This window comes from Tenacibaculum sediminilitoris, from assembly GCF_964513795.1.
Lineage (GTDB): Bacteria > Bacteroidota > Bacteroidia > Flavobacteriales > Flavobacteriaceae > Polaribacter > Polaribacter sediminilitoris.
Genome location: NZ_CAZEQR010000044.1, coordinates 102,861 through 116,061, shown reverse-complemented (window position 1 = coordinate 116,061; position 13,201 = coordinate 102,861). Strand labels below are relative to the sequence as shown.

General features: G+C 30.7%; 12 protein-coding genes. 4 read left to right on the top strand and 8 right to left on the bottom strand.

The features are described 5' to 3' along the window. The first annotated feature begins 1 nt into the window (after nt 1). The 4 genes from ACKTSW_RS10160 to ACKTSW_RS10145 all read left to right on the top strand — a co-directional run bounded on the left by ACKTSW_RS10160 (nt 2) and on the right by ACKTSW_RS10145 (nt 4,341). Nucleotides 2-1,639, top strand: a complete 1,638-nt coding sequence (locus ACKTSW_RS10160) for a hypothetical protein (RefSeq protein WP_408025147.1) — start codon at nt 2-4, stop codon at nt 1,637-1,639. 51 nt (nt 1,640-1,690) lie between these two features. Further along, nucleotides 1,691-2,278, top strand: coding sequence for an acyl carrier protein phosphodiesterase (locus tag ACKTSW_RS10155; RefSeq protein WP_408025146.1), 588 nt, complete (start codon nt 1,691-1,693; stop codon nt 2,276-2,278). A 6-nt stretch (nt 2,279-2,284) separates the two neighbouring features. After that, nucleotides 2,285-3,964, top strand: coding sequence for a gamma-glutamyltransferase (gene ggt, locus ACKTSW_RS10150; protein ID WP_408025145.1), 1,680 nt, complete (start codon nt 2,285-2,287; stop codon nt 3,962-3,964). A gap of 98 nt (nt 3,965-4,062) precedes the next feature. Next, nucleotides 4,063-4,341 carry a hypothetical protein gene (locus ACKTSW_RS10145; RefSeq protein ID WP_408025144.1) on the top strand — a complete coding sequence of 93 codons (279 nt, stop codon included), beginning with the start codon at nt 4,063-4,065 and terminating at the stop codon, nt 4,339-4,341. 58 nt (nt 4,342-4,399) lie between these two features. On the opposite strand, the gene ACKTSW_RS10140 is transcribed toward ACKTSW_RS10145, so the two are convergent. From ACKTSW_RS10140 to ACKTSW_RS10105, 8 genes are all read right to left on the bottom strand, one after another. Beyond that, complete coding sequence (locus ACKTSW_RS10140) at nt 4,400-4,912, bottom strand: hypothetical protein (RefSeq protein WP_408025143.1); 513 nt, start codon at nt 4,910-4,912, stop codon at nt 4,400-4,402. 15 nt (nt 4,913-4,927) lie between these two features. Beyond that, nucleotides 4,928-6,127: an eCIS core domain-containing protein gene (locus ACKTSW_RS10135; protein ID WP_408025142.1), complete on the bottom strand. Its 1,200-nt coding sequence runs from the start codon at nt 6,125-6,127 to the stop codon at nt 4,928-4,930. 59 nt (nt 6,128-6,186) lie between these two features. Beyond that, nucleotides 6,187-6,996, bottom strand: a complete 810-nt coding sequence (locus tag ACKTSW_RS10130) for a hypothetical protein (RefSeq protein ID WP_408025141.1) — start codon at nt 6,994-6,996, stop codon at nt 6,187-6,189. Nucleotides 6,997-7,026: 30 nt separating this feature from the next. Then, nucleotides 7,027-7,722 (bottom strand): GH-E family nuclease, encoded by a 696-nt coding sequence (locus tag ACKTSW_RS10125; protein WP_408025140.1) that lies wholly within the window; start codon nt 7,720-7,722, stop codon nt 7,027-7,029. A 1-nt stretch (nt 7,723) separates the two neighbouring features. Further along, nucleotides 7,724-9,070, bottom strand: coding sequence for an ATP-binding protein (locus ACKTSW_RS10120; RefSeq protein ID WP_408025139.1), 1,347 nt, complete (start codon nt 9,068-9,070; stop codon nt 7,724-7,726). Continuing rightward, complete coding sequence (locus ACKTSW_RS10115; protein WP_408025138.1) at nt 9,060-9,977, bottom strand: hypothetical protein; 918 nt, start codon at nt 9,975-9,977, stop codon at nt 9,060-9,062. The genes ACKTSW_RS10120 and ACKTSW_RS10115 overlap by 11 nt, the downstream gene beginning before the upstream one ends. Before the next feature lie 333 nt (nt 9,978-10,310). After that, complete coding sequence (locus tag ACKTSW_RS10110) at nt 10,311-11,225, bottom strand: hypothetical protein (protein WP_408025137.1); 915 nt, start codon at nt 11,223-11,225, stop codon at nt 10,311-10,313. Between the two features lie 17 nt (nt 11,226-11,242). After that, nucleotides 11,243-13,177, bottom strand: coding sequence for a hypothetical protein (locus ACKTSW_RS10105; RefSeq protein WP_408025136.1), 1,935 nt, complete (start codon nt 13,175-13,177; stop codon nt 11,243-11,245). Between the last annotated feature and the right edge of the window lie 24 nt (nt 13,178-13,201).

Below are 13,201 nucleotides of genomic sequence, written 5' to 3'. Positions count from 1 at the left end.
TATGAAAAAGACATTCACGATATTCGTTCTATTGTATTCAATTTTTGTGAGCGCACAACAAAGACTTGATCAAGAAGATATATTTTTACATTACAATAACAACCTATTACTTACTGGAGAAAGAGTATTTTATAAAGCCTATTGTTTTAACCAAAAAAGTAACTCCCTTTCTAAAATTAGTAAAATTGCCAACATAGAACTTATAAATTCTGAAAATATGGCAATTTTAAAACAAAAAATAAATTTAGTAGATGGTGTTGGATATGGTGATTTTTACATAGATTCAGAGTTAGAGTCAGGCACCTATAAAATTGTAGCTTATACAAAATGGATGCTTAATCAGAAGACTGTATTTGAAGACAACCTATATATTATAAATCCATTTCAAAAAAAAACACTTCCTAGCATTACAAATAAAGAAGTACTAAAAAAAGAAAAGAAAGTAACACCTAGCAAATTAATAACTCTAAATAAAGAAACCTTTAAAACAAGAGAACTAGTTAAACTTTCATTAAATGATAGCTTATTAAGTGGCGCGCTTTCAATTTCTGTAAAAAAAACAGTTAAAAATGCTCCTCCAAAAAAATCCATACTATACAGAAAAAATAATTTCACAAACAATTCTAATAACTCAACATTACTTCTACCAGAAGTAAGAGGTTATTTAATTGAAGGAAACATCACTTCGAAAAACACCAACAACAGTATTTCATCCATTCCAATAGCCCTAAGCATACCTGATATAAAAGTTAATAAAACAGGCGTAACTGATCAATTTGGAAACTTTTATTTTTATGTAAAAAACCTAAATTCTGATAAAATTAATATTGAAATACTAAACAAAAATAGAAGTGAATACCTTGTTAATTTAAAAAATGAAGATAACCTAAAAATTAAGTTTGATAATTTTAAAGCTTTAAAATTAACCCCAGATATTATTTCTGAAATAAAAAGAAGAACTATTTATCTTCAAGCTGAATATGCCTACAATAGTTTAAAAAAAGATAGTATTATAAATCAATATCCTATATATCGTGAAAAATTATTTACCCATAATACTACTAAAATAAAACTAGATGACTATAAAAGATTTAAAACCTTAAAAGCTACAATTATTGAGATTTTAGAAGATGTTTTTTACACTAAAAATGAAAACCAATACAAAATTCATGTTAGAGATATGGATTATGGCACTAATAAAGAAATACCTACACTGGTAATTATTAATGGACAAATAGTTTATGACCATACGAATGTTATTGATTTAGAAGCAAAAAAAATTGATTCTATTACTGTTCTAAAGGGAAAATATCTATTTGGAAGTATTATATATCAGGGAATAATTGAGATTCATACTTTTGATAAAGATTTTAAACTAAATCTTCCAAACGTTCATGAATTTAAAATCACAAAACCCGAACAAAAAAAATATTACTACAAAGAAAATTATACAACTAATAAAAAAGACAGGATACCTGATTTTAGAACTCAATTATACTGGAACCCAGTACTAATAAAAACCAATAAACATTTAAGTTTTTTTACTTCAGATGTTAAAGGAATTTTTGAAATTCAAATTCAAGGTATTACGCAAGACAAAAAAAACATTCACACAGTAAAAACTTTTATCGTTGAGTAATTAATAAAAACCACAACGCTGCAGTTGTGGTTTTTTGTTTACATTTATAAAATGAATTTTTTAGCGCACTTATACCTTTCTGAAGATAACACAAACATCATGATTGGTAACTTTATAGCAGACCACGTGAAAGGTAATAAGTTTTCTCATTATGAAGAAGATATTCAAAAAGGAATTTTGTTACATCGAGAAATTGATACCTACACAGATGCGCATGAAATTGTTAGAATAAGTAAAAGACGCCTACATGAACGTTACCGACACTACGACGGTGTAATCATTGATATTTTTTACGATCATTATTTAGCTAAGAATTGGAAAAATTATTCTCAAATTCCGTTAAATGTGTATGTCGATTCTGTATACAAATTACTCCAAGAAAACATTGATATTCTCCCTGAGAAAACACAAGAAATACTTCCTTATATGGTGCAATATAATTGGTTATACAATTACCAGTTTGCAAAAGGTATTCAAGAAGTTTTAAATGGTATGAATAGGCGTACTAATGGAAAATCAAAAATGAATTTAGCTACGGAAGATTTATTAGAACATTATCAGATTTTTGAAAATGATTTCATTACTTTTTTTGAAGATCTTCGTGCTTTTTCTCACCAAAAGCTGAAAGAATTAAGCTAAAAATATATGAAAAAAGCAATCTTATTTTTTTCAGCACTCATACTACTATCTAGTTGTAAAAAAGAAAAAATTGTAGGCACAATTACAGAAAAAGCAATGGTGGTATCTGCACGCAAAGAAGCTTCAAAAATTGGTTCCGATATTTTACAAAAAGGCGGTAATGCTTTTGATGCTATGGTTGCTACCGAACTAGCATTAGCAGTAGCTTACCCTTATGCAGGAAACCTTGGTGGAGGTGGATTTATGGTATATCGGAAAAACACAGGAGAAATTGGCGCTTTAGATTATCGCGAAAAAGCTCCACTTGCTGCTCATAAAGATATGTATTTAGATAGCTTAGGAAACGTTATTGAAAACAAAAGTACGTTAGGAGTTATGGCTGTAGGAATCCCAGGGACAGTTGCTGGTGTTTTTGCTACTCATAAAAAGTTTGGGTCATTACCTATTCAAGAGATTTTAAAACCAGTAATAGACTTAGCTAAAAAAGGGGTTGTGGTTACCCAAAAACAAGAAGACCGCATAAAAAAATATCAGCACTACTTTTTAAAAGTAAACAAAGACTCAATTCTCTTTGATAAAAACTGGAAAAAAGGCGACACTATCAAGTATCCTGCTTTGGCAGCTACTTTAGAACGTATCTCACAAAATGGTAGAGATGAATTTTACAAAGGTGAAACCGCTAAACGTCTCGTTGCTTTTATGCTAGACAATGGTGGAATTATGACCAAGAAAGATTTAGCCAAATATGAAGCTAAATGGAGAACTCCAATTACCTTTACGTATGACAATTTACGAATCATTTCCATGTCTCCACCTTCTAGTGGTGGTATTTGTTTAGCACAAATTATGAACGGAATTGAACCATTTAACTTAGATAAATTTGGACATAACTCAACAAAAGCTATACAAGTAATTACCGAAGCAGAACGTAGAGCTTATGCAGATAGAAGTTTTTATTTAGGAGATCCAGATTTTGTTAAAATTCCAATTGAAACACTTATCAGCAAAGAATACACAAAAAATCGAATGAATGATTTTTCTTTTCAAAAAGCCACTTCTTCTACCGATGTTTCTCATGGAAGTATCTCTATGGTTGAAAGTAATGAAACTACCCACTACTCTATCGTTGATCAATTTGGAAATGCGGTTTCTGCCACAACAACAATCAACGGAGCATATGGTTCTAAATTATACTGTTCAGATTTAGGTTTCTTCTTAAATAATGAAATGGATGATTTTTCAAGCAAACCTGGTATACCAAACATGTTTGGATTACTAGGGGCCGAAGCCAACAAAATTGAACCCGAAAAACGCATGTTGAGTTCTATGACTCCTACTATTGTAGAAAAAAACGGTCAATTATATATGGTTGTAGGAACTCCCGGAGGCTCAACGATTATCACTTCAGTTTTACAAACCATTTTAAATGTACATGAGTTTCATATGGGAATGCAAGAAACTGTAAATCAACCTCGTTTTCATCATCAATGGTTACCTGATGTCATTAAAATGGAGCCCACAGGTTTTGACAAAAAAGTAAAAAATAAGCTACGACAACTCGGATATGAATTAGACGAAACCAACTCTCCTATAATTGGTAAAGTAGACGCTATCTTAGTGCTCCCAAATGGAAAATTAGAAGGTGGTGCTGATCCTCGTGGAGATGACAAAGCAGTTGGGTTTTAGTTTTTAACTTAAGCCTTTTTCGCTTAAGGTTTTAACAATTTTTTCACTCCCTTTAACAGTTAATTAAGGAGTTTTAAGGTTTAAAATTTCAACAAAGTATGAAAAAAATACTAACCTTACTTACTTTAGCTGTCTGCTATACTGGTTTTTCCCAAGGAACATGCCTTTTAAGGCAACCTACAATATCTAATTCTGAAGTCGTTTTTGTATATGCGAACGACTTATGGAAAGCTCCTATTCAAGGAGGAAATGCCATACGACTTACCAGCTATGATGGTTATGAATCTAACCCACATTTTTCTAATGATGGTAAAATGATAGCTTTTGGTCATCAAAGTTATTGTACTACCAATAACTATTTTTTAAAACTTCTTTAAGAATATAAAAAAAGATTAGAATATTTTTATACAAAAGCTTGTTAACTTAAGTAATAGACTACCTTCTAGAAAAGCCTCGGTCTCCACCATATTGTTCCCTGTCAGCGTTTACCGAACCCGAAACTGTACGCATATACTCATTTACAACCCTGTAAACCAAACCCTTTGCTTTTTCATCACCTCCTTGATTTAAAGCTTCCTCAACTGCTAACCACGCTCCTCTAGCATTACCACTAAGTTGATATTTCATTTGTTTAAAAACAGCTTCTGCTTCACTCCTTCTTTGTTCTTGTTTAACTGCTTCTGCTTCTTGCTCTTCTTGGCGTCTTTGTGCTTCAGCTGCCTCATCAGCAATTCTACGTCTTTGTGCTTCTCTTTGTTCTTGTAAATAAAAAGCCCCTGCATTATCTGCACCTGTATCTGGTTCCATTGAATAACCATTAAACATTCTCTGAACAATTTCTGGTTTGGAACGATTGTCTTTTAATTGACAAATAGATTTATTATTTTGATTATACTGAGTAGTTGTATTAAAACTACTTTCTTTTTTATGTCCTTTGTAGTTAGTCATTTTTTTAATTTTAAATTATTCAGGTAATAAAGAAGTAGATTCTCCACTATCATTTTTTAAAGATTTTATCTTATCCCTTACTATTCCATAAATGGTTTCTCTATTTAAGTTTTGAACTCTTAATAGTTCTAGTATTCCCATCAAGGCTATGGTTATTGTTGCTCCAATTCCTTTAAAAACAGCTTGTTTATCGTCAGTAGCTGCAAATACAGCCGTAACACCTACCGCTAATGATCCAACAAAATTTGTAATTGACTTAATGTTTTTTTCTTTTTTTACTTCCTCATTACTTTTATTTTCAGGAGTTGTTTTTTCTTGGTTTTCTATAAGTTCTGAAATTAATTTACCAATTAAACCGATTGAAATAGGAATTAACCAACCTAAACCAGATGCTGACGCTGCTTGCGCGATAACACTTATAGCAGCTGCTATCAATGAAGCAATAGTTATGGAGTCTGTTATCATATCCCAAGTACTAGACTCTAAAAGCTGAGTAACATTTTCTTTATTTTCTGAATTTCCATTAGTTAGGAAACGTTCTATAGCTACACATTGTACAGCTTGCCAATCAGAGTTTTTAAATTGATGTGTTGCGTTTGTCCAGTCTTTTGATACTTCATTCCAACTTAAAGTACCTTCAATAGCTTTTTGTGTTTGGCCCATTAATTGAATTGCTTTTTTTCGTTGAATATTATTAGGTTGAATATTTTTTAATTGGAAAGAGGTATTCACTCCTTTCATTCCTATCATCTGCAATGCTTTACCTCCCATTATATCTGCTTCGCTTTCCAACCCTTCATTATCATTTATTTGTGCTCCATTGAGTGAGGTTGTAGGTTGAACTCTTCCTTGTTTTTGCTGTACTATATGCCATGCTTCATGAGGCAGGTGCTTTTCTTGTCCTGAACCTAAATGAATATCTGTTCCTTGCGCATAGGCATGTGCATTTAGTTGTGCAGGTTTATTGGAATTATAATGTACTTTAACATCATCCATAGCATAGCCAGATAAGTTTTCTATTCCCATTTTTAGGTTATCAGGTAAACCTGTATTGTTATCTTTTTTTTGAATTGGTTGTTCTAGTAATTTTCTTTGTATTCCAGCCTCACATCGATTATCTATAAGTTCTTTTTTTTGCTTAACACTATTCTTCTTTTGTACAATAGTGTTAGTTACTTTACTATTTTCTTTTTTTTTGTCTTGCTTGGCATACATACGTCCTTATTATTTATTTTTAGTAAGTATTACTAACTTGTTAGATTATTTTTTTGATATTATACGGTTATTAAAGATCCTGATCCGCCTCCAAAATGGTCATGATCTTCCTCGTCATCTTTATCAGTTCTTTTATCATCTTGAAATTCATCGACATCAAACATACCAGCATAAAGTATTGCATATAATTTATCTAACTCTTCTTCTGTAAATTTATATCCTCTCTTTTTAAGATATTTATCAAATGCTTCTTGATTAACTGAGCTACTTAGTTCTCTTGCTCGCTTAGAGGCTTTTTCAAAATCAGACATTTCATCTGTTTGTTTTGAGCCTGGATTATATTTTTTATGACCTGTTATTTTCGCTATTCTTCTAGCTTCTTTTTTTTCTGTTTTAATACTTCTTAACTCGCTAGTAAATAATTCAGATTCTTTTTTAGTTTTCCCACTAATACCAGCTCCTGATTTTTTACTTCCATGAGCAGAAATACCTCCAGTTCTTCTTCTAGCTTCTTCTATATCTTCTTGTGAATATCCACTTCCAATATCACCGTATGTTTCTCCTTTTTTACCTGTTTTTTTCTTTTTTTTATCTTTTTTACCTCTTTGTATAATTCTTTTGTTCTGTACAACTTTATCTATACTTTTCATTTGAAAAGGTTTCTCTTCTTCCTCTTCTAATCCCTTTTTTTGTGTAGTATCTGCTTTTAATTGCAGCTCTTCTTCTTCGTCTATTCCCTGTAACTGAGTAGTTTTTTTAGAAAGTATGTTCTTTCCAGAACGATTATCCTTGAGTTGTAATGCATCTTTACCTAATCTACTATAATTATTACTTTCTTGTTGAGCTCCTTTTGATTTTTTATATTCCATAATTCTAAAATTTAAAAAACTATCATTTCTCTAAGCGGTTATTCCTCCCCCTCCTCCAGCACCATCGTCATCATCTTTCCTATACCTAAAAGGGCTGTAAAATCCTGAATTTTCTGGTTCTTCGCTATCTGTCAAATACCCTTCTTCTTCATCATCACTTTCATAATCTATATGTTTTGTACTTTCATATTTATGACTTTCATTACATTTTTTGCATAAAGCTCTTAATCTATCTTCATCATTATAATCATCTTTCATTTCTTGATCGGTAGCATTTCTACTTTCTAATTTACTTAGTCTTCCTGCCCAAGGTGGATAGTGATCTAATGTTAATGCTCTTTGACTTTTTAAATTATCATTCTTACTCGTATAAGAAAAATTTGTTAGATTCATTTTTTTTGATCCTTTATTTATATATCCTAAAGGTCTTCTACAGGCCGGACATGTATAAACTGCATCATGTTTTTCTTTGTTATAATGTTTTCTTTTGTGAGCTGTTTTTTTGATTATTTTAGTAGGCTTATCTGCTGTAAATGCAAATCTTCTTTGTTTTTTTGCCCATGGTGGTTGATAATCATCATCACTATCATCATCTTTCTTTTTTTTGCCTCTTTGAATGGGGTTTAAATTTTGACCCCTATTATCTTCTAGAAAACTTCCTTTACCTTCCTTTCTTTGAAAAATGGTTGATTGCGCTTCTTTTTTATGCTTTATATATTCTCCCATATCAGAAAACACTAATTGTTTTATTCTCTTTTTTAAACTCTTTTCTAATTCCTTCTAAGAGCTCTTCTTTAACAACTACAGTATCGTTTCTTGTTATCGCGGCCAAAGCGCAAAAACGAAGTACATTAATTATTGCTCCTCCTGCTAATTCATACTCTTCTGCTATTTTCCATAAATCAATATTTGGATGTAGTGTACATTTTCCTGAGAAGGCATTTTTCCATAATTGATAGCGTTCATTAACCTCAGGTATACTAAAATGTATCATGGATTGAAATCTTCTGGTAAAAGCAGCATCCATATTTCCCTTTAAATTGGAAGCTAAAATAACTACTCCTGGGAAGTCTTCTATCCGCTGTAATAAATACGATGTTTGCTGATTTGCGTGTCGATCATTTGAACTATTGGCTTCTGTTCTTTTTCCAAACAATGCATCAGCTTCATCAAAAAATAAAATCCAGTCTTTATATTGTGCGATATCAAAAACTCTAGATAAGTTTTTTTCTGTTTCTCCTATGTATTTTGAAACAATCATGGATAAATCTACTCGATATACTTCTCGTTTTGATACTTTTCCTAGTAAGGAAACTGTTAAAGTTTTTCCTGTTCCTGGTGGTCCGTAAAATAGGGCTCTATACCCTGGTCTTATTTTCTTAAATAACTCCCACTCATTCATTAATGTGTTTCCATGTTGAAGCCATGATTTTAATTCTAATACTTGGTCCATTACCACATCATTCAAAACCACATCTTTCCACTCTAAATGTGTGGTGATTTTTTGAGCAGGAAAGCTACTACTATGTTCTAACTTTAGTTTTTTCCCTGTAACAAAAAAATGAAACCATCGTTTACTAAAGCCTAATACTCCATTATATTCAGGTATAAAATTTTCTGTTTCTTCAATAAATATAACTTGTTCTTTTATTAGTATACTTTCTTTACCAAAAATGGTTAGCACTTCATTTCTTAAATGAGGTTCTGTTGCCGTTATGAGAAATAATAATGTTTGTCCTGTGGGCAAAAAACCACTATGATTTTTATCTATTATTCCGCCAAATTCTGTAAACCCTCTATCGTAAATTTTATTTCTTCCAAAGAAAACATCTAAAACTTCTGGTTTTAATTGGGTAGCTAAGGCTAAAGCTAAAGCTAACCTTTGGTAACTATTCAATTCCCATTTTGTTACACATTGGGCATATGTTGATTCTTGATTTGTTAGATCTGGTTTGGATATTTCTGTCCAATGGGGTCTTTCTCCTTCATGTTCTAAGTAGGTACTTATTACATTATGAATTACTTCTTGCAGCCATAAAACCTCCTTCTGCAATGCTTTTATATTAGTCTCCATAAGAAATAAATAATCTTTCTACATCATCTAAACTTGTATTTTCCCACTTGAAATATTGTAATGCTGTATTAGGGTTTAACTGATTAGCTTGTAACATATCTAATACACATATTGGTTTATTTTTTGGAATAGATACTGTAAATGTTTCGTTGTGAAAGTTGTTTTTAAACAAGCTGTTTGCCCAGTCTATCACCCCTATTCGTTCCCTTATTAAATCGCTTATAAAAACTTCAAGTTTTTCTGGTTGTACTATGAGTTTCTTTGCTTTAAAAAAAGACGGAATTCTTTTGTTTTCTCTATGATAGTATTCTATATCTCTAGCTTGTATTGTTTTTGAACTTGCTTTCCCAAATAACTCTGTTAATCCTGAACTTTCAGTTTCTGAAGCTATTTCTAACTCTCCTTTATCAGATCCTGAAACCGCCAATGTCCAATTTTCAGTAGTTACGTTTTCTGTAACTACATAGAGCTCTCTAAAAGAGTATAAAACCTGTGTAAGTTTAATGATTAATTCTGAAGCTATTTCATTCCAATTTAAAATTCTAGCTGCCTGAGGTTTTTGACTAGTAAAAAAGAAACTTCCAAATTCTTTAAATGCTAATATTTGTTTACTGTAACCAAAACTTCCTTCTATAGGGTTTTTACCACTATCTCTACCCGAATAGGGTTTTGTTACTCCATTGCTAAAATTCCAGTTATATGAATTTAATTCTATGCCATACTCTATCTTTACTTCATCAATATTGATAATATTATTTTTAAAAATATTACCTAACACAATAACTTCTCCTTTTTGTATTTGAAAAAAATCTCCTGGATACATGTGTTGATTTAATGGTTTTGTGGGTATAAAACCATTAGTTCTGTTATAAAAATCAGTATAAAATTTTTTGGTAATATTTTTCATTTTTTAAAATTTACTTTTTTTTTATTTCTTTCATCTTTTTTTCACCTAGCTTATGCTTTATAATCTGTTTTTATTTGGTTCTCATTAGAGTCAGCTTCATACTCTTCATCATCCATGTCTATACATTGAACAATATTTTGAATACTTTTTCTATTATCTATTAACTGGAGCGGTGTATTTTTCCCTATTTTATCTGGTAATAAATTAGCACTGACTGATGCTCTTGATTTTCGTTTTTATAAGTATACATAACTAATTTTTGACGGAATTTATAAAAAGAGATTGTTTAAAAATGAATAGTATTATTGTATTTAAACAATCTCTTAATTGTTCTTATGAAGCCAAAGCTGCTGCATTTGCTGCTGCTAATCCAGATTGTAATGAGTTTAATTTTATTGTAGCCTCACTAAGTTTAGACTCTGCTTCACTTAATTGCTCTAAAGCATTTTTACTTGCCTTTAGTGTTTGGGTATATATAAAAGAAGCCCTTCCGTAAGCCATATAAATTAGTTCTTTTATGTTATCTTTTTCTTGTTTTACATTTATAGATATTTCTTCTATTATAATTATTTTTTTTCTCTTATAAGATTGTAATTTTGCTATAAAAACTGTCTTATCCTCATTCATTACAGACACTAAATCCTCACCTGTAATAAACTCATATAATCGTATCGCTTGCAACAACTCTAAAGACATGGTTCCTTCTGATTCAATAGTTGTTGCTTGAGAAGCAAAAACAGAATTTAATGCTGTAAGTGTTAATGCTACTGCATTGTTAGCATCTATTCCAGCAGTATTAACCATTGCAACCAATTCGTCTGAAATTAAAGGGTTTTGTGATTTTTTACGAATTATTAAATTTGATAATTTATTTACCACTTCAGCAGAGTAAATAAGTTTATTCATAACGTTATCAATATCTTTTGCTACTATTTTTATTTTTTTATCTGAGCTAATAATTTCATCAAAAGTTATTTTAGAGTTTATAAGTAAATCAATTACACTGTCTACTATTTGATCGAGTAATTCTTTATTATTTAAAGCTGCAGCTTTATTAGCCTCTTCTACTTGTACTAAAACTTGTAGTTTAGAAGACTTTTCTGTTAATGAAGTTACTATTGCTTGTAATTGTTCTACTTCATCTTGTGCATTAAGTACTTGATTTGTTAATGAATCTATCTCTTCTTTTTTCTTCTCTGTTACTCCATATTTACCTGGGTAACTATTTATTATTTTTAATACTGACATGTTTATATTTTTTAATATTAATTATTTTTTAAAGTGTATGTAAAATCTTTTGTTTTTTGAAAATCGGATAATGCTCCAACAAATTGAAGTTTTACATTCTCTTCTTCATTAGACATTGCTAGTACTGCAGGAATGTATACATTTCCTGGTATTAAGCTATTTCCAAAGTTATCTGTTGTTAAGGAATCTATAGATAGTGTATATTCATCGCTATCTTCTGATTCTTTCTCAGCCAGTGCATAACTATCTATCCCTAAACCTTTGGCTATGTTATAATTAAAAAAGAATCCTGGCTTTAAATGTTTAGGGTATTTTACACTAGAGATGGCCTCTTTTTTCTCTTTCTCAACTTTTTCTAACTCTTTTTGAAGAATTTTTATTTCTTTTTCTACTCTTTTATGCTCTTTTTCTATTTTATTATAATCATCTTTTAGTTTTTTAAGCTCTTTTGCATCTAATCCTTTTTCTGATTGTTTCTCTAAGTTCTTTTCTTCTTGCTCTTCAAGTCCTGTTTCTGAAGAAGAAAGATCATTTATTTCTGACTCTAGTCGTTCAATTTCTGGATTATATTTTCTAAAAACATCATCTAATTGCTCTGTTTGTATTTCTATAGATTTTAACCCTTCTACGGTTAACAATCCTTTTACTAAGTCTCTATTATTGGGTAAAAAGATACATCTATACTCTACACTATATTCTGCATCCTCTTGTACACTAAAAGTCATTACATTTTCTGATACTGAAATAGCTTCTGGTGTAGGAGCTGTTAGCTTATTGGTTAACGTAAAAAGAGCAGATGGTGCTGATAAATAATCATCAAAAGTATTAATGACTTTTTTGTATTGATTCTCTAAAACAGCAAACACAAATACTACATATTTTTCTCCCAGCTTCATTCTTTCTCCATCTACATCGTTTAAATCAGACATATATACATCTTGAGAATACTTTCTTTCTTTTGAACTTGGTATTTTTAAATACTTTTTTTCTTTTTTACTCTCCATTATTAACCCTTCAGCATCTGATATAGAAAAAATTTCTTTACTCTTATTTTTAACTAAAAAAATATAATAATCTTTTACTGGATACCCTGTTTCCTCTTCCTTATCGTCTTTTGTTATAGTCTTATACCTAAATGGACTTTTATATTTATTAAATTCAACCGTATAAAATGTAGCATTACCAGAGATTTCCGGTAATACTACCTCTAAATCTAGGTTTAATTCTTTATTTGTTAACTCATAAGCACTTATCCCTGAAAGATAAACCGCCTCTGTATTTTGAAGCGTACCTTCTGCTGATTTTTCTTGAGAGTTTGCTGTTACCAAAGCTTGAGAATCAGTAGCTACATTGTTTGATGCAGTAGTAAAATCTGTAGTAACTATTTCTAGTAAACTTTTTATTGAAGTATCTGTGGCTTGTGCCTTATCAGTTAAACTAACGATAGGAACCTCGGCAATTTGGGCAGATGCTTCCATACTAAGCTGTGAAGTTTTTTCTGCTAAATATGCCGTTTTGTTCATTAACTCATAAGCCTCTTTACTTTGTGTGTAAATTTCGGTATCAAAATCAGCAGCATTTACCATACTAAAGATGCTTCCAACGTCACTAGCTAACTTTAATACAGCATTAGCAGCTATTTGTACATTAGCTGCAGCTACTGAAGTATTTTTAACTGACGTAGATATAAGCTTATTACCTAAATTGGTAGAACTTAACATATTAGTAGACACATCACTATCTATTACTGCTTGTTCTAAGATTAATTGTTGAAAAGCATAATTACTATTTGCTATTTGCAATTCTTCTGCGGCTGTTATACGTGCTCCTTCGGCATAGTATAACGAAAACATAGAAGCGTCTAAACTTGCTTTTGTTTTTTGTAACTGTAATTCTTGCTCACTAAGTGACGATAAGACACTGGCGTGCAAATTTTCATTGTAAGAATTCATAAAAATTAGTTTTAGTTATTATTA

Bases quoted from the DNA above. Each gene is read 5' to 3' on its own strand.
- ACKTSW_RS10110 (WP_408025137.1), bottom strand. From the start codon at position 11,225: ATGTCAGTATTAAAAATAATAAATAGTTACCCAGGTAAATATGGAGTA.
- ACKTSW_RS10140 (WP_408025143.1), bottom strand. From the start codon at position 4,912: ATGACTAACTACAAAGGACATAAAAAAGAAAGTAGTTTTAATACAACT.
- ggt (WP_408025145.1), top strand. From the start codon at position 2,285: ATGAAAAAAGCAATCTTATTTTTTTCAGCACTCATACTACTATCTAGT.
- ACKTSW_RS10115 (WP_408025138.1), bottom strand. From the start codon at position 9,977: ATGAAAAATATTACCAAAAAATTTTATACTGATTTTTATAACAGAACT.
- ACKTSW_RS10155 (WP_408025146.1), top strand. From the start codon at position 1,691: ATGAATTTTTTAGCGCACTTATACCTTTCTGAAGATAACACAAACATC.
- ACKTSW_RS10135 (WP_408025142.1), bottom strand. From the start codon at position 6,127: ATGTATGCCAAGCAAGACAAAAAAAAAGAAAATAGTAAAGTAACTAAC.
- ACKTSW_RS10125 (WP_408025140.1), bottom strand. From the start codon at position 7,722: ATGGGAGAATATATAAAGCATAAAAAAGAAGCGCAATCAACCATTTTT.
- ACKTSW_RS10145 (WP_408025144.1), top strand. From the start codon at position 4,063: ATGAAAAAAATACTAACCTTACTTACTTTAGCTGTCTGCTATACTGGT.
- ACKTSW_RS10160 (WP_408025147.1), top strand. From the start codon at position 2: ATGAAAAAGACATTCACGATATTCGTTCTATTGTATTCAATTTTTGTG.
- ACKTSW_RS10120 (WP_408025139.1), bottom strand. From the start codon at position 9,070: ATGGAGACTAATATAAAAGCATTGCAGAAGGAGGTTTTATGGCTGCAA.
- ACKTSW_RS10130 (WP_408025141.1), bottom strand. From the start codon at position 6,996: ATGGAATATAAAAAATCAAAAGGAGCTCAACAAGAAAGTAATAATTAT.
- ACKTSW_RS10105 (WP_408025136.1), bottom strand. From the start codon at position 13,177: ATGAATTCTTACAATGAAAATTTGCACGCCAGTGTCTTATCGTCACTT.